This is a genomic window from Luteibacter flocculans, assembly GCF_023612255.1.
GTDB classification, from domain to species: Bacteria; Pseudomonadota; Gammaproteobacteria; order Xanthomonadales; family Rhodanobacteraceae; genus Luteibacter; species Luteibacter flocculans.
The window spans coordinates 1952950-1968909 of sequence record NZ_CP063231.1; the positions used below are offsets into that span (position 1 = coordinate 1952950).

9 protein-coding genes are annotated in these 15960 nt (G+C 63.1%); 2 read left to right on the plus strand and 7 right to left on the minus strand.

Features of this window, described 5'->3' with window-relative positions; all coding sequences use genetic code 11:
- Positions 1 to 118: 118 nt before the first annotated feature.
- From IM816_RS08260 to IM816_RS08270, 3 genes are read right to left on the minus strand one after another with little or no spacing between them, the layout of a single operon-like run.
- Entirely contained in the window at positions 119 to 3082 is a 2964-nt protein-coding gene (locus tag IM816_RS08260; protein ID WP_250340513.1) for a hypothetical protein, read from the minus strand.
- 51 nt (positions 3083 to 3133) lie between these two features.
- Positions 3134 to 5086, minus strand: a complete 1953-nt coding sequence (locus tag IM816_RS08265) for a hypothetical protein (RefSeq protein ID WP_250340514.1) — start codon at positions 5084 to 5086, stop codon at positions 3134 to 3136.
- Between the two features lie 60 nt (positions 5087 to 5146).
- Positions 5147 to 7168 carry a hypothetical protein gene (locus tag IM816_RS08270; protein WP_250340515.1) on the minus strand — a complete coding sequence of 674 codons (2022 nt, stop codon included), beginning with the start codon at positions 7166 to 7168 and terminating at the stop codon, positions 5147 to 5149.
- 768 nt (positions 7169 to 7936) lie between these two features.
- On the opposite strand from IM816_RS08270, the gene IM816_RS08275 reads away from it, so the two are divergent.
- On the plus strand, positions 7937 to 10078 hold the full coding sequence (locus tag IM816_RS08275) for an autotransporter family protein (protein WP_250340516.1): 2142 nt from the start codon (positions 7937 to 7939) through the stop codon (positions 10076 to 10078).
- 53 nt (positions 10079 to 10131) lie between these two features.
- Here IM816_RS08275 and IM816_RS08280 read toward each other — a convergent pair whose 3' ends face one another.
- Both IM816_RS08280 and IM816_RS08285 read right to left on the minus strand, forming a co-directional pair.
- Positions 10132 to 10857: a hypothetical protein gene (locus IM816_RS08280; protein ID WP_250340517.1), complete on the minus strand. Its 726-nt coding sequence runs from the start codon at positions 10855 to 10857 to the stop codon at positions 10132 to 10134.
- 336 nt (positions 10858 to 11193) lie between these two features.
- Entirely contained in the window at positions 11194 to 11919 is a 726-nt protein-coding gene (locus tag IM816_RS08285; RefSeq protein WP_250340518.1) for a hypothetical protein, read from the minus strand.
- A gap of 92 nt (positions 11920 to 12011) precedes the next feature.
- Here IM816_RS08285 and IM816_RS08290 point away from each other — a divergent pair, with 92 nt between their 5' ends.
- Positions 12012 to 12677 carry a J domain-containing protein gene (locus IM816_RS08290; RefSeq protein WP_250340519.1) on the plus strand — a complete coding sequence of 222 codons (666 nt, stop codon included), beginning with the start codon at positions 12012 to 12014 and terminating at the stop codon, positions 12675 to 12677.
- A 25-nt stretch (positions 12678 to 12702) separates the two neighbouring features.
- Here the strand turns inward: IM816_RS08290 and IM816_RS08295 are convergent, their stop codons facing one another.
- Together IM816_RS08295 and IM816_RS08300 are read right to left on the minus strand one after the other, a co-directional pair.
- Positions 12703 to 14103 carry a TIGR03013 family XrtA/PEP-CTERM system glycosyltransferase gene (locus IM816_RS08295; protein WP_250340520.1) on the minus strand — a complete coding sequence of 467 codons (1401 nt, stop codon included), beginning with the start codon at positions 14101 to 14103 and terminating at the stop codon, positions 12703 to 12705.
- Between the two features lie 182 nt (positions 14104 to 14285).
- Positions 14286 to 15947: a GMC oxidoreductase gene (locus IM816_RS08300; protein WP_250340521.1), complete on the minus strand. Its 1662-nt coding sequence runs from the start codon at positions 15945 to 15947 to the stop codon at positions 14286 to 14288.
- Positions 15948 to 15960 lie beyond the last annotated feature (13 nt).

The window sequence follows — 15960 nt, forward strand, 5'->3', positions numbered from 1 at the left end:
TGAGTCATGTCCCCATCGCCAACAGGTTGGCTCCCACCTTTGCTTCGTTGGCGACTCATTGCTTCCGCGAAGCGACAAAAAAGGCGCCTCTCGCGAGGCGCCAGGCGCTGTCGGTGACTCAACGGCGGAACTTGAACGTGTCGAAGCGCACGACGTCGTTGGCGCGTATCTCCATGTGTCGGATGCGGCGGCGTCCGTTATCGTCGTAACGCACCTCGTGCTGTCTCGTGACGTCTCCGCCGGGAACAGTGATGACGCCGCTGATGATGGTCAGGTTCCGATCCTTGAAGGACACGGTGACGTCGCGATTTACGGATGTGATCATGAAACGCACCACGTCCCACGGTTCCGCCAGATCCACGAAGAACACGTTGTTGTGGCTCGTGCCTGTCGGATTGCCGACGTAGAGAACCTTGCCCTTGAACTCCGGTGTAGGGGTGAAGGCATAGGATTCCACGCCCATCCTTTCTTTTGTATCGGTGACTTCTTCCCAGTCGAACTTCACGCTCATCACGCTCGTGCCGTTCTCGGGGAAGTTCAGTTGTTCCTTGAGGCCTATGTCGCGGATGCGGTCGTTGTCGAAGTTGTATTCGAGATCCCATGTCGAGTTGAGAACCGTGTAGGTCGGCGACCTGAACGTCTTCGCCGTCGCCTCTGCGCCGCCATCGAACGCCACCTTCAATTCGAGCGTCACGCTTGCCTGGTCGGCGAGCGCCATGAGCCAGTTGCGTGACAGGGGATGACGCAGATTGCCCGGCGCATTGACCAGTTGCCCTTCGGCCAGTAACAGCGAGTTGGCTCCGGATATCGCACGAAGCCAGTAACGCTGACCACTGGACATCAGGGGCCAGGGCCGCGCTTCCACGGTGGCATCGCCGTTGAAGCTGCTCAGCACCAGGGTAAGGGCGCCGTTGGCCTCGACGATGACGGGGACGGGGACGCGCGGATCGCCGGAGGACAGGTCCAGCACGCTGAGTCGCAGCACGGGAGAGGTGCGAGGAGCACCGCCAAGTCTCGGGGTGACAATGTAGTAGACGTCCACCGGCTGGCCCAGGTTACGACCGATAACGGCAGCTTCCACGGCGAACAGCATGCCGGTAGAACTCCCTGTCTGTGGCGGAGTCACCGTGTTGCCGCCCGGGCCCGTAACCGTGACGGCAACCTGCTGGTCAGGCGTGATGGATACGGTCGCCGGGATGCGCACGGTGATACCGCTTCCGGCGAGGAAGGGGTCGAGATTCGCGCCAGTCGCCTCGTCCACCGTCGGCATCGGTAGATCCTGAGCAGCAGAGCCGATCCGGAACGTTTCACCAAGCGAATCGGCTCTGCCGCCTGCGGCTCGGGTGACGACGTATGCGGCGACCAGCGTTTGATTGCGGTTTGCTGTGATCACCTGAGCAGGTACGAGAAACGAAGGCGGTAAGGCAGGATTGGCGACCGGGATGGAGTCATCGTAGGGAACTACGCCACCGCGCAGGGTGACGTCGATCCGATCGTTGACGGCGATGCCCGTATAGGCGGGAATGTCGATATGCGGGCTGGGGTAAAGGTCGGGGTCGAGCACGCCGTTGACCGCTTCACGGATCGACGGTGCTTGCAGCAGCGGTTGCGGATTGGCCGTGCGAACGTCGAGTTGTAGCGCGTCGGAGCGGAGCGGCGCGAAGCGAATCTCCCGGAATTCACGGGTGCCGACCTTTCTTGCGAGTGCGAAGGGCTGCACCGTGTAGTAGAGACTCAGCGTGCCGTTCACCAGGGCCTCGATCTGCGCACGAGGTATGGTGAACCTGACGGGGCTGCCGACCATGCCGCTGGAAATCGGCAGGCTCTCGCTCCATCGCGTGGGCGACCCGTTGGAGGTCTGCCCGTCGAGAATGAGCTCCAGGACATCGCCGCTTCGCATGCCTGCCCACGGCGGCACGGTGGCATGTGCGCCGCTGGTCGGTACGTTGGCTGGATCAAGCGTGTTGCCAGTCGCCTCGTCCACGGCCGGAGGAAGCAGGCGAACAGCCTGGCCGACGAGCTGAAGATTACGACGGGCAGACTGCCGCGTGGTGCCGTTGAGCGCGGTGATCGCGTAGCCGGCGCGAGCCGTGCCCTGGGCCAGGGGCACCACGAAAGCGTTTGGGATGGTGAACACCAGCGTCTGGTTGTCACGAGTGGCCGTTTGCGGGGGCGTATTGAAAGTCACCGGGCCACCCGTTGCCGTTGTGCCGGCCCATTGCACGACCACCGATTCGCCGGTCAGTACACCACTGGCTTCGACGTATACGCGAACATCGTTCGTGCCGAGCGTATCGACGTCGATGGTCGTGCCCTGATTGCCCACCGTCGGTTCCACTGCGGGTGCCGGCGGTGCGTTGGGATCCGGCACGTTGACCAGGGCAAAAGGTGACCACAGTGACCAGTTCCTGACCTCGTCGTACACCTGGTAAGTCACGATGAGCCGCTCGCCGATACCACCGATGTCGATCATGTCGCTATCGATGTCGAATACGACCGGCCGCCCCACCTCGGCCTCGGTCAAGGGGCCATAGGTGACATCGTTGCCGTCCGCATTCCATTGGACGGTGACGATGTCGCCGGCCGCCATGTTCTCGTAAGGCGGCACCGTGACCTTCGCTTTCTTGTCGGTGCCGATGTCCGTCGGCTCGACGGTGGGAGGATCGAGATTCTCGTTCTGGTATGGCGTGGTCGGGTCGGGGTCGAGTCCACCCGGAACAGTGAGCTTGACCACAACGGTTATCGGCGGAGACTTGACCGTATTGCCGAGCAATCCGCGGACTTGCGCACGCACGTCGTGGATGCCAGCTCGTTGGTTGACGATCGCCGTCGCTGGGACGAAGACCTCCAACCCCTTGTTGACGTCTATGGCGTTTGCCAGGCGCGAGCCGACGACGGTTTCCGCAGCACCCCATAGAATCTCCAGTACGTCGCCGTCTTCGTAGCCGTCCCATGGCGGCACTTGGACGACGATCGATACATTCGGGTTGCGTTGCAGGTCTTCGTAACCCAGACCACCGTCGAAGGCATCCGGGATGCGGGGGCTCGGCAACGGCGCCGGCCCCTGGAGGGTGTCGTTCATGGCGGTACTCCTTGTGACGCGGGTCATCCCCGCGCGTTCCCTATGGTGTGTTCACTGGCGTGTTGCGACGTAGATCCATGCCTGCGTGGCTGGTGCGCTTCCGGCATCGTTCGTGGCAGCGTAGTCGAAGGTCGCGCTGCCGAAGGGGATGAGCAGCAACGTCTCGGTCGGGATGGTCACGTCGATGAAACGAGCCATCTCGGGTGGTGACACGCTGTCGTCCTGCCTTGGCACGAGATCCGCGGCGGTCACCGTGTGGGTCAACTCGAGTCGTGAACCGTCGATGGGGTCGACGCCGGGCGTGGTCTTGTCATATCCCTGAAAGACCATGTGCAACGTGTCGCCGACCTTGATGTTGTCGTAGGCATACACTCGGAGCGGCGTTCCACCGTCGCTCACCGCCTTTTCGTAGTCGATCTGATCGGGAATGCCAACGCCTGCCGGACCCTCCAGCCATTTCGCAGCACGCAGCGGATCGCCGCCACCGGGAATGTCCGCCACGTCCAAGATCTGAACGGCCTGGTCGGGCGATCGCGCGGCGTTCTCGAACGGCGGCATGGCAAGCTTTCGTGTCGCGACATAACGGACCATCCACGTGCCAGGGCCGTATGTCGTGAGCACCTCTTTCGGCACCGTGCGCTGCACGTCGTCGCCAGCCGTCGTAACGATGAAGGGCGCGTCTACGGCGACACCATCCCAGAAGAGCTGCACGCTGTCGCCGGGCAGGAATGCCGGCGCGGACGGCGTGCCCGCGGTCATCCCCGGAATGATCGCGGTAGCGTCTTCGTCGATCGCATCGGCAGGGATCACATTCACCGGACCGCCGGCGGCGGATTGGACCGATGGTGGTTGGATGCTTTCATGCACCGGCGTAGCCGGATCGGGATCCTTACCGCCAGGGGTCGACAAGTTGACCGGTGCGCGAGTGAGTTGCGCGGGGCTTCCGATGTCGTTGTCGTCACGAAACACGGTGTAGCCCACGAGTGCCAGCACGGTCCTGTTGTTATCCCCCGACCCCGACAACCAGTCGTCATAGACGTCGGCGTAGGGCGCGGTAACGGTTAACAGCGGATCTTGCCCGTTTTGTGTCACGGGTATGGGCGGCGAAAGCCGTGCGTTCCAGGACCAGACGATCGTGTCGCCGGTCTGGATGGCCGCGTTCGCGGGAATCTCCACAGTGACACCGCCATGGATGCGGGCATCGCTGTCCGTCACGAGTCCGTCCGCGGCCCCGGGGACGACGGGAGGCAACAGGTCCGGAATGGCGTCGCTTAGCCGCACGGAGAGGACGACGGCCATGGAAGGCGCCGATTCGTTCCCCGCGCGATCGGTGACGCGATAGGAGAACCGATGATCGCCGTCGCCGGCGGCTTCAAGTGCAGCCAGTGGGAAGGGTAGTTGGAGACGGGGGCCCACATCCTGAGGTACTTCAAGGGGCGTGCCGACCGGATTTTCATCCAGCAGCGCCTGTATCTGATCGCCCCAGGCTTGCTGAAAATAGGGTGCGACCATGGATGCCAAGTACTGCCCCCCTCCTGGGGCGACGGAAAGCTTGTCGGGTGTTACGCCGTCCGCGATGACTTCGTCGTCAAAAAGCAGTGAGGGGAGCAAGGCCCCGCCGGGTGCCGTGTAATCGGCAATGAACTGCTGTCCTGGTGGACCGAAATCCTCCCCGTGGCCACCGGAACGATAGATCACCTTGTAGTTGATGGCATGCGGCCCCTCACTTCGCACAGAGGCCGGAAGCGACACCGGTACGATGCCATCGAGGTAGGGATCCAGAAGGATCTCGTCACCGACGTTCGTATCGTCGACCAAGAGCTGGAGAACGTCTTTATTAATGGCACTCTTGGGACATGACACGGTCAGAGGGATTTCGATATTTCGGACTTGCGCCAACAGAAGATGGTCAGGCGCCATGCCTTCTGGCACCGGGGCCAATACATCACTGGCAAACACCAGCGGGTCTGGAAGCACCGCGTCCGGAGTGCGGTCTTGCGGCACTCCGGACCCAGCCTTCGACGAGGGAGTCCTTTCCACGTCGCTTGCTCCTTAGGGCGGAACTTAGGGAAGGGTGCCCCGTGAGTCCATGTCGACGAGGTATTCGGCTGAAGCAACAGGAATCGTGGGGTCCGCGACACCGAAGACCGTATAGCTAATGTGGAAGTGAAACCCGATGCCGAGAAGGTCATATCTCATCAGCGTGCTTTCCTCGATGTGAACACGTGTCGGGCTGGTCTCGTCGGTGGGATGCAGGTCTGGAATCTCGAAGTCGCGCTCCGAGACAGGAGTTTGCGTGGCCTCAGATCGATAAAACGGGCGGAAAGCCTTGGCGGTCACCGTGATTGCATCCCCTGGCTTCTGATTTACGTAGGCAGGAATGATGAATTCGGTGCCGTCCACTGCCTCTTTCCGTGAAATCAGTTGCCTGGTCGGATCGTCGGGGTAGGTGCCATCCGCTTCCGGTATGGAACCGACCGGCAGGGGATTGCCGCCCCCGGGGAGTTCGTCCGACCCTTTGACGAGGACATCCTGCGGCGGCGAGTAATCTTCATTGGAGCCGCCTGAGGTGAGACTGCGTGCGATGCGGTAACTGAGAGGAACCGTGCCGGAACCCACGGTCTTGATGGCCGCATTGTTGAGGACGATATCGTTGATGTCGACGGCTGCGGTGACATCGGCATCCGTGATGGGGCGAGGCGTGAGGTCGACACTCCCATAGCGCACGGTGAGGATGTCGCCCTCCACAAAAGGTGTAGCGGTGAGGGATCCCTCGAGCAACCACGGCACCGTTACGGTCGCATCTTCTTCGAAGTCGGGACCGGAAATTTCGTTTTCGGCGCCGCTGGACGCGGCGAGCGTGGGTCGGGTGAGGTTTTCGTTCTCGGGCGTTTCCGGATCCGGATCCTTCCCTCCCGCCACGAACAGGTTCACCTCGACGGTATGAGCCGGGGATCGACCGCGGGAGATGGTGTTGCGGTAAACCGTATAAGACACATCCACGGCGCGTGCTTCGTCTGCCGGGGCGCCGCCTGAATGCCACTCGTCGCTCACGATGGCATACGGCAACAGCACGGTGATCTCTGTGCCAGTCTGTGCGGGCACCCTCGTGGCGATCCGGGAGCCCCATTGGACCTCGATCTGGTCTGTGCTGCTGAGGGAAGGGTTGCCCGGAATAATCACTTCGAGACCACCTGGCTTGCGCGCGTCGGCCTCATCAATCAACGGCACATCGGCGTCGTCGTCGAAAGCCGGCACACCGGGTTTGATAAGATCTGTAAGGTAGTCTTTGAGCAGCGCGGTCAGCGTCACTACGCGCGACTCATCGGAAACATTTCCCGCGCGGTCGGTAACGATATAGCCAAAATCGTGCGGGCCATCTCCCTGGTCTTCGATGAACGTGCGGAAGTAAGGTATTTCTGTGGTCATGCTGACGGTCTGCACGATCACGGCTGCGGAATCGTCCGATATGCCGTCAATCTTCGGCGTAATCTTGTCGCCAGGCGCTTTCTGGAAATAGCTTGGTACTTGCGCCGGCAGATATTCGCGATCGCTCGCGTCGGTTTCGAGGGAGTCGGGAATGATTCCGTTTGCGATGACGGACGCCTCGAAGCGCGGTTCGCCGAGGAATGGCGCGCCCTCCGCCGTATAGTCGGTGATGTATCGTTGGCCGAGCGGCCCTGTGTTTGGCAGCCCCCCGCCGCTGAGGAAATCCACGTCGTAATTAATTTCGACCGTACCTTCGGGCACACTGTCCCTGTCTTCGCCTGTCAACGTCAGGGTTACTTGACCGGCCGAGTATTCCTCATCGGTGACCTCATGGGGAGAACCAACCCTAGTTCCATTGAGTTCAAGCTGAAGGGTGTCCCCGGGATAAATTTGCTCATTCAGGGGGAGAGTAAGGTCTAGGCTTGTCCCTCGGGTGGACGCGAGAAGGAGGTTATCTGCGAATCCGTTGGGAGGGAGTGGCGCGAGCGCGTCGCTAGGGAATGCCAAAACTTCCGGAAGTGGGTCATCGGCGAGCGCCCCAGGCGCTGGCGCGGTCGATGCTTTACGCATAGCCTTGTATGTCTTCGATCCATCCATGGTTCGTTTCTCCGTCGTGGCAATCATTAAGTCGCGGCAATCATGTTGTATCGCTTTCCCAGGCGCCCCTTCACGTTAGGTCGTTGCTATCGGCGCGGCAATATGGCGTTCGCTGTAGGGTAACTATGCGCAAAAAAGGGAAAGCAAGGCCCGCCATAAACGAACCGTGGCCGAATACGGAAGGATTCACGGCGTTATCACGCTCGTTGCGAGTACTAGGGGTGCGCGGAACAACTATGGCCCTTGTCGCTCCGGGGCCGTTCAACCCAGGGAACGGGTAAGGGCGATTTTTGGGAGTTTGCCGTATAGCCAGGGCAAATGATCTGGGATGGAATGCGGGGCTGCCCTGGATGGGTTTATCGATACCGCCATCGTGTTGGCGGCTTGCGAGGATCGGCTATGCCCCAGCTTCTGAATCATCTATCCCGTACACGCCTGGCGATCGCTGTTGTATCGGTTTCGCTTGCACCCATGTCAAGCGTCAGCGCCGGTGATCTCATCGGCACGTCGCATACGGTTCTGCCTGCGGATCCGGTGGAGGCATGGACGCTATCTCAGAATGCCTCGCTGACACTGTCTCCCGGGTCGAACGCGAACGCTATCGTATCTGCCCAGTCTTCGGTCCTCCTCGACAGCGGTACCGTAAGGGCCGCAGATGTCGGGTTGGAGTTGCTTAACGGATCCAGTGCCAGTGTACGGAACGGCTCGCTGATCGTCGGCGACAGTGTCGGTCTCCGGACTCGGACCGATACGAAACAGGCAAACGCGGTGCCCTCGACCGTCGGTGTCGTCGACAGCAGTATTTCCGGCAAGAGCATAGGCGTGCAGCTTAGTGGAGAGAGCTCGTTCGTGAGTTCCGGGTCGACCATCTCCGGCACGGGCACGTCGGGCATAGGGTTGTATCTGGTTTCTGGCGACGCCCGGCTCACCGCTGGCACGAGCGTCAGTGGGATACGTTACGGTATCCGGATCGTGCGCGACGACAGGGGGGGCATCGTGCCTTCGTTCCGCGTGCTGACCATCGATGCCGCTACCGTTACCGGTGTCAACGGTAGCGGGATCATCCTCGACCTCCTTGGAAGAGAGCCAGCGGCAGACGCGCGGATCGACATCCGCAATGGGAGTACCGTTTCCGGTGGCAATGGCGTGGCGATCGAGCTGGCTAAGGAGACCACCGCTGACGTAACGGTCGATCGCAGTACGCTGAGCGGCAGCCTCCGTGTGGCCGATGGCGGTGCGCTGACAGTGAGCCTCGATAACGGGGCGACGCTAATCGGTTCGACGACGGGCAGCATCGCAGCGACGTTGGGCGCATCCAGTCTCTGGCGAGTGACCGGCGATTCGGATGTGGATTCCCTCGCACTGAATGGCGGAACCATCGCGTTTCAGCCCAGTGGCGATGCGAGCCATCGATCCACGCTGGTGCGGGGCGATCTCTCAGGCACGGGCGGCGTTGTTGCGCTCAACACGACGCTTGACGCAGGCGGTCCGCTGTCCAACCAGTTCACCGACCGTCTATTGATTCAGGGCGACGTCACGACGACGGGGCCGATCCAGCTCCAAGTCGTACCGACGGGCGGCGGTGCCAACACCGACCTCAACAAGGACGGTGTGGTCGATGCACACGAGGGCATTTCGCTCGTACAGGTCGGAGGCAACTCGCGCGCCGATGCGTTCACCCTCCGCGGCGGCTATGTGGCCGCGGGCCCTTATCAGTACACGTTGCACGCCTTTGGCCCTGGCGAGGTCGATCAGGCACAGAACGCCCTGCCGTCCGGTCCTCTCCAGTGGGATTACCGCCTTGGCAACCGCATCGTGTGTGACGGCGACTGCAATCCTGTCGAACCCGAGAATCCCGATCCCGGCAATCCCGATCCGGGCAATCCCGACAATCCAACCGACCCGGGGAACCCCGATCCTGGCGTCACACCGGAAGAGCCCAGCCGCGAAGCCGTCGTGCCGCAGTTGCCTTCGTATCTCTCCGCGCCGGCCGCCCTGCTGACCTACGGGGACATGATGAACGACGGGCTCCGCCAGCGGCTGGGCGACATTCGCCAGGGCATGTCGCATGATCCGGTCGGTGGCGAAGTCTTCGCTCGTTACCTCGGTGGTCAGTTGCGCTATCGCTCGAACCTCTCGTTCCAGGACTATGGTTACGATTTCGATCAGCAGGTCAACGCGCTGCAGCTTGGCGGCAGCCTGATCGCGCTGGACGGCGACAACGGCACCTTGCGTGCCGGCTGGGCCGCCGACCATGGCACCACACGCGTCACGCCGAAGGCCGCCGACGGCAACAGTTCCGCCAAGTACACTGCGAACGGTATTTCGGGCTGGGTCACCTGGCAGCACGGCAACGGTTTGTGGGTGGATGGCGTGATCGGCGCTACGCGCTATCGCGGAGACATCGGGACGGATCTGCGCGGGGCGGGCGTTGGGCGCATCCGTGCCAATGGCTGGAGCATGTCGGTGGAAGTCGGCAAGCCTTTCGCGCTGGGCAACGACTGGACGGTGGAACCACGGTTCCAGTTGAAGCACCAGTCGCTGAACTTCCGCGACTTCGTCGATGTCGATGGGCTCGACGTGAAACTCGGTACGGCGAAGCAGACCAGCACGCGACTCGGCGCTCGGCTCTCGCGCACGGCCAACCCGGTGTTCATGCCGTATGTGGGTCTAGATCTCACCCACACGAGCAACGGCGATCCGAGCGTGGACGTGTCGAGCGACGAATGGAACATCGAGGACCGCTTCGGTTCCGGCCGCGTGGGCAACTCGTATCGCGTCGCCGCCGGTGCGGTGAGCCAGCTCGGCGAGCATGTGCAGATCTACGGCGAGGGCACCTATCAGCATTTCGTGGGCAGTTACGGCATGCGTGGATGGGCCGGTAACCTGGGCATTCGCGTCAGCTTCTGAGGTACGTTCCGGGACGCAGCAGCGCCCCGGCGGGCCCGCCGTTCGATGGGCTATCAATGACCCAGGAGTACGTTCATGGAAACGGGGCGCGAGTCAGCCGACACGTTTCCCGCGCGATCGCGGATACGGTAGGCAAAGTCGTGAGATCCACTCAGCCCGGAAAGCATGGTGCCGGGGTAGATGACATGGATTAGAGAGCCCTCGACCGGAAGCTCCGTGACTATCGTAGGCGCGCCCTCCACACCGTCGATCAAAGGAGTGATCGCATCGTGGATGGCGAGACCTGTGTATCCGGGAACGAGAGCTATGAGATTGCCGTTCGGGTCGAGTCGGTCCGGGGTCAAGCCGTCGTCAGGGGAGAAGTAAAACACGGGAGATGCAAGGAATGGCAAGCCAGGAGGTTCGTAATCGGCGACGAATCCTTGGTCTCTCGGGCCAGTCTCGGATTGTCCTCCGCCAGCGAGGTATCTGATCACGTAATTGATCTGATAGCGGCCGCTTTGATCGTGACGAGCAGCGCTCAGCATGAGCGGAATGGGTGCATCGGGATCGACAATCGAGAATGAAGTGTCCTCGAGCTCTTCACCGTCGAGTACGAGCGTCACGGTGTCGCCATTCACGACGGGTCTATCCTTGAGAGAAGGAATCTTCAACATCAGGTCTCGACCCTTGGTACGCGCGCGCAGCAAGTTATCCTCGATGTCGTCCGGGTCAGGTGCAAGGTCAGCCGCCGCAAATCGAATGCGAGCAGTCGCTTCGTTGGGTTGATTTCCGTTCACGATTCACTCCTTCGGTTGTATCAATAGGTGACGACACCTCGAACCGTCGGCGGTGCGCTCCCTGCGCCCCTCCCTTCATGCACGTCCCTGTGCATCGGTGCTTCCTGCATCGTCCCTGGCGTCCTGCTTGTCCGCCGCGGTCCGGGGTGTCGTGGAAAGAGGCTATCCCTATGTCCTGCAAAGAAAAATAAGCCTGTGGTTGTAGGCGCGAGTGTCCGTTTGCGGACACTTTCACGGTGCGCTGAATGTATCAACTGTCCGCTTCGAAACGCAGAGCCCGATATGGCGCGGTATGTGGCGAGTTGCACGGATGCAACAGTGTCCGAATCCGGACAATCAGCGAATCGCCATTAGCCATAGGGCCGCGCCTTGAACCGGCTCGGCGGTCCAGTGCACGCGATATGTGCCGGGTTCTTTCACTTCTCGCCACGCGACGACGCCTTGCACGCCGCTTTCGTCCGGCAACGTGGTGAAGGTGTCGATGACCTGGAAGCCGTCGCTTGGCGTGACCGTCATCCGCTTCACGCCGCCGTCGCCCCACCAGAAGGCCAGCAACGTCGCCGGCCCGTCGACATGGATCGTATCGCTGACGACGACGGGCGCGGGATGGGCGTAGGACTGCGCCATCGCCTGCACGCGCGTGGCGTGGCGTACTTCGACGAACGGCAGCGACAGTTCTCCCGTGGGCTCACCGCGCTTTCGGATCGATACGGTATGTCCCGGGCCGCCCTTGCCGCCAAGCGCCACATAGGCGCGTACCGCGAAGCGATCACCGTAGTTCGCATAGGTCATGGATCGGCCCAGCGGCCGCCACGTATTGCGATAGCTGTCGATCGGCGCGTCGTCGTTGCTCGCGTAGCCCGCATTGAATGCAACGAAGACGCTGCCGGACGGCTGGGTATCCATTGGCGGCGTCACGGCGGGATCGGCGCCGATGCCTTCACCCTGGCCGAGAAACACGTGGGCACCCAGCGCGGGCGGCGGCGTGGCGGCGTCCATGGCGAACAATGCGCCGGGTGACATCACGGCGGCGAGTGCGGCAACACAGGCACGGAAGCGCATGGGCCTTCTCCAAAAGTTGTACTTGTCAGTATGCAAGGGCTGCGCCACGCTGCGCAGGAGAGGGCGACACGCGTTGCCTCCAGGGAAGTCACGTGGCGCACGAGACCGATTTCATCGATTTGTACCGAAAGCTGCGCCTGGAGCCCGGCTGTACGTTGGACGACTTCAAGCAGGCCTATCGTCGTCATGTCGCGCTCTGGCATCCCGATCGGCGCCGTGGATCCCGGGCGGACACGCTTGCCGCGGCACGCCTGCAACGATTGACCGTGCAATACGCGGCGGCCATGGATTTCCATCGTCGCCATGGGCGCCTGCCAGGCGCACCGATCGGCGCACGCAGCGCGGGGCCACGGGTCGAGGCAGAGCGGGACGAGGCGTCGACTGCCACTCCTCTGCGCGCTTCGATGCCGCCGTCTGCAAGGCCGCGCGCGCACATGGCCATGCGCTGGTGGCTTGCTGGCGCGGTGCTCGGCATCGGTGCGCTCGCACTGTGGATGTGGCCCGACGATGAGCCCGTCGAGACGGAAAGCGTCGCCGAACCGGTGGCGATGGTGGAGCACGACAGGCCGGCCGCCCGCTTCATTGCGCTGGGCATGACGCCCGCCGATGTGGCAGCGATCGAAGGCGAGCCGACACGCCGCGGTGCGGATCGCTGGGAGTACGGCCCATCATGGGTGCGCTTCGAAGGCGGCGCGGTGACCGATTGGTACAGCTCGCCGCTGCGCAACCTGCGTACGGCCTCCACGCGCGCGCATTGAACCGCGCCGCTCGCGTGGCACGCGATCAACGCGCGCCACGACCGAAGATCACCACCTCCACGGTCTCGATCAGGATCACCATGTCGAGAAACAGGTTGTGGTTCTTCACATAGAAAAGGTCGTACTTCAGCTTCTCGGCGGCATCTTCTTCGGATGCGCCGTAGGGGTAGCTGAGTTGGGCCCAGCCGGCGAGACCTGGTTTGATGCTGTGGCGAAGGTTGTAGTAGCGGATCTTCGTCTCAAGGTCGTTCACGAACTGCGGGCGCTCGGGGCGCGGTCCCACGATGCTCATGTCACCGCGGATCACGTTCCATAGTTGCGGGAGTTCGTCGAAGCGCAGCTTGCGGCAGATGCGGCCCACACGGGTGACGCGATCGTCGTTGCTCTTGGCCCAGCGCGCGATGCCGTCCATCTCCGCATCGGTGCGCATGCTGCGGAATTTGTACAGCCAGAACGTGCGGCCGTGTTCGCCCACGCGCTCCTGCCGGTAGAGGATCGGCTGGCCACGTCCCGATTCGATGCGGATCGCCAGCGCCACCCCGAGCATGATCGGCCAGCAGAGCAGGGCGATGCAGCAGGCCGCGGCAAGATCGAAGCCACGTTTGACGAAGACGGCCAGCGGCGTCGCGTTGAACCCTCCGGAAAAGACCAGCCACGACGGATCGAGCATGGTCAACTGCACGCGTCCTGCCTCGCGTTCCACGAACGTGGTCAAGTCGGTGATCTGCACGCCAAGCTGCCGGCAGGCCAGCAGGTCGTCCATCGGCAGGCTGCCACGGCGATCGTCCACACCCACCACGATCTCGTCCAGGCGCTCGCGTCGGGCGAACGCGGCCAGCGCGTCGCTGGGTCGCACCAGCAGCGGTTCCGGAATGGCGATGGTTTCGCCGGGCCCCGGCACGTAGCCGAGCAGACAGAAGCCGCGACGATCGGAGCGGCGGCGCATGCGGTTGTGGATCTGCGCGGCGCGTTCGCCCGCGCCCAGCACGAGCACGCGCCGCTTCAGCGATTCCATTTCCACCAGGCGCATGAACAGCGCGCGGAACGCGGACGTGACCACAAAGCCGATGATCAGCGCCATGCCGAGTACGCCTCGGCCGACGTAGGCCTGCGGGATCACGTAGTAGCCGACTACGAGCGCGAGGCCACCGATGACGAAGGCGATGGCATGCCGCGCCAGTTGGCCGCGCCAGCTCATGCGCAGAGTGGCGCGGTATTCGCCGAGCGCGGCCATGCACAGGAAGATGACGATCGCGAACATCGCTGCGCGTGCCGCCAGCGAATGCGACGACGCAGCCAGATCCTCGGGCGACGGCGCGAAGCGTATCCACGTGGCAGCATTGATCGATGCTGCCAGCAGTGCGAGCTCGCACGCACCCAGCAGCGTGAGCCAGCGCACGATCGGCTGTCTGAACAGGCGAATCATCGGAAATCCCCTCCATGCACGCAGGTGCTGCATGCCGTCGCGCAAAGGCTAGGAACGTGCCGCTGCCGTGTCGATTGCACTTCCGGCCTGCACGCGGCTAGGCCGTATGGCCGCCTGTATCAAAGTCGATACACATCAGCGGCGGTGCACCGTAACGTCGTGCGTCACGATGCGTGAGGGGCTCAGGCCAGACCGGTCGCCAACAGCACGCGCAATTGTTCGGCGAGGCGCAGGCTCAACGCGATCACGGTGAAGGTCGGGAACGCCCAGCCTCCGGTCGGGAACACCGAACTGCCGGCTACGTGCAGGTTGGCGACGCCGTGGACCTTGCCCTGCGCGTCGACCACGCCTTGCGAGGGATCGTCCGCCATGCGCGTGGTACCGATGTGGTGCGCCGTGCCATGCACCTCCGGGTCGGCCCCGCCGCGGGTCCAGGGGGCGGGCTCGAAACGCCCGCCGCAGGCGGCCGCAAGGCGTTCACCGGCCAGCACCGTCGTGGTGTGCCAGGTATGCCGGTCGAGATCGTTCAGGCGCCAGTCGATGCGCACGCGGCGCAAGCCGAGCGCATCGCGGTCGTCGCCCAGAGTGATGCGGCTGTCGCGTTGCGGTGCCTGTTCGAAGAAGCCGACCAGTTCGACGCGATCGCTGCGTACGGTGGGGCGATCTGCCACCTTCTGCGCCACGGCCTTCACCACATCTCCCAAATGCAGACCGAGGCGAACGGCGCTGATGGCGAGGCTCTGCTGCACAGTCACCATGGTGCTGTCCGGTCCGTTCTGCAGGGCGGCGCACAGACGCGCTTCGAGCAGCGTCGCCTCGTCTTGGCGACGAGGTGAACGCAGCGCCGCGCGCACGTCGCGCAGGGCGCGAATGCCATGGGGTACCTGGCCTTCGACGGCGAACGGATGAACCCTTGCGTTGAGGCTGCGATGACGACGCTGCGCGTCGAAGGTCAGGCCGATCTCGGCAGACAGTGGCGCGCGTATCTTGCCGATGGTGCGTTCGTAGGGACGAGACAGCGTGTCGGGTTCGTCGGACACGACGCTGCCGATACGGCCGCTGGGATGGTCCATGAAGTAACGCCCGACCAGGTCGCGATCGTTGCCCAGGCCCGCTGGGGCTACGCTGTCGGACAGCAGCAGGATGCGTGCATTCTCGATGCCTCCCGCGGCCAGCACGTAGTGCCGCGCCCGCACATGCCCCCGCCGTCCATCGAGCGAGCCGATCCGTGCGGCGGTCACGCTGCGCGCGCCGTCGCCAGCTTCCAGCTCCATGAGGTTGGCATGCAGCAGCACCGTGATGTTCGCGGCGCTGCGCAAGGAGTCACGGTAGGTATCGCCGAACATGATCGGACTGCGTGCGAAGACGAAGTTCGCCAGTGTGTCCGGATCGAGATCGAGCGGGCGGCGCGGCGGCGGCCCATCGAAGGCCCCGGGGCCGAAACCGTAGGACGGATCGATGCGGCAGAATTCACGAGCGCGCTCGTACCAGGGCGCCAGGTCCACATAGCGGAGCGGCCAGCCACTGTCCGGCACCCATTCGCGGGCTTCGAAGTCGCTGTCGGCAAGCGGGATGCAGCCACCGCCCCACAGCGTGCAGCTTCCGCCGAACACGCGCATGCGCGACGTGCCGGCATCCAAAGGCAGGTCGCCTGCCGAGCTACCTTCATACAGCGACTGGCTGCGGTCTTCGCCGGATAGACCGCCTCCCTCGATGAGGCAGACCGTGGTCGAAGTACCGATGAAGGCGTGCGCTATGGCGATACCGGCGGGGCCGGCACCGACGATACACAGGTCGGCCGAGACGTCGGACGGTGCCGACGGGTCGAGGTAGTCGATGATCACGATGTGTCTCCGG

Bases quoted from the DNA above. Each gene is read 5' to 3' on its own strand.
- IM816_RS08260 (WP_250340513.1), bottom strand. From the start codon at position 3,082: ATGAACGACACCCTCCAGGGGCCGGCGCCGTTGCCGAGCCCCCGCATC.
- IM816_RS08270 (WP_250340515.1), bottom strand. From the start codon at position 7,168: ATGGATGGATCGAAGACATACAAGGCTATGCGTAAAGCATCGACCGCG.
- IM816_RS08285 (WP_250340518.1), bottom strand. From the start codon at position 11,919: ATGCGCTTCCGTGCCTGTGTTGCCGCACTCGCCGCCGTGATGTCACCC.
- IM816_RS08295 (WP_250340520.1), bottom strand. From the start codon at position 14,103: ATGATTCGCCTGTTCAGACAGCCGATCGTGCGCTGGCTCACGCTGCTG.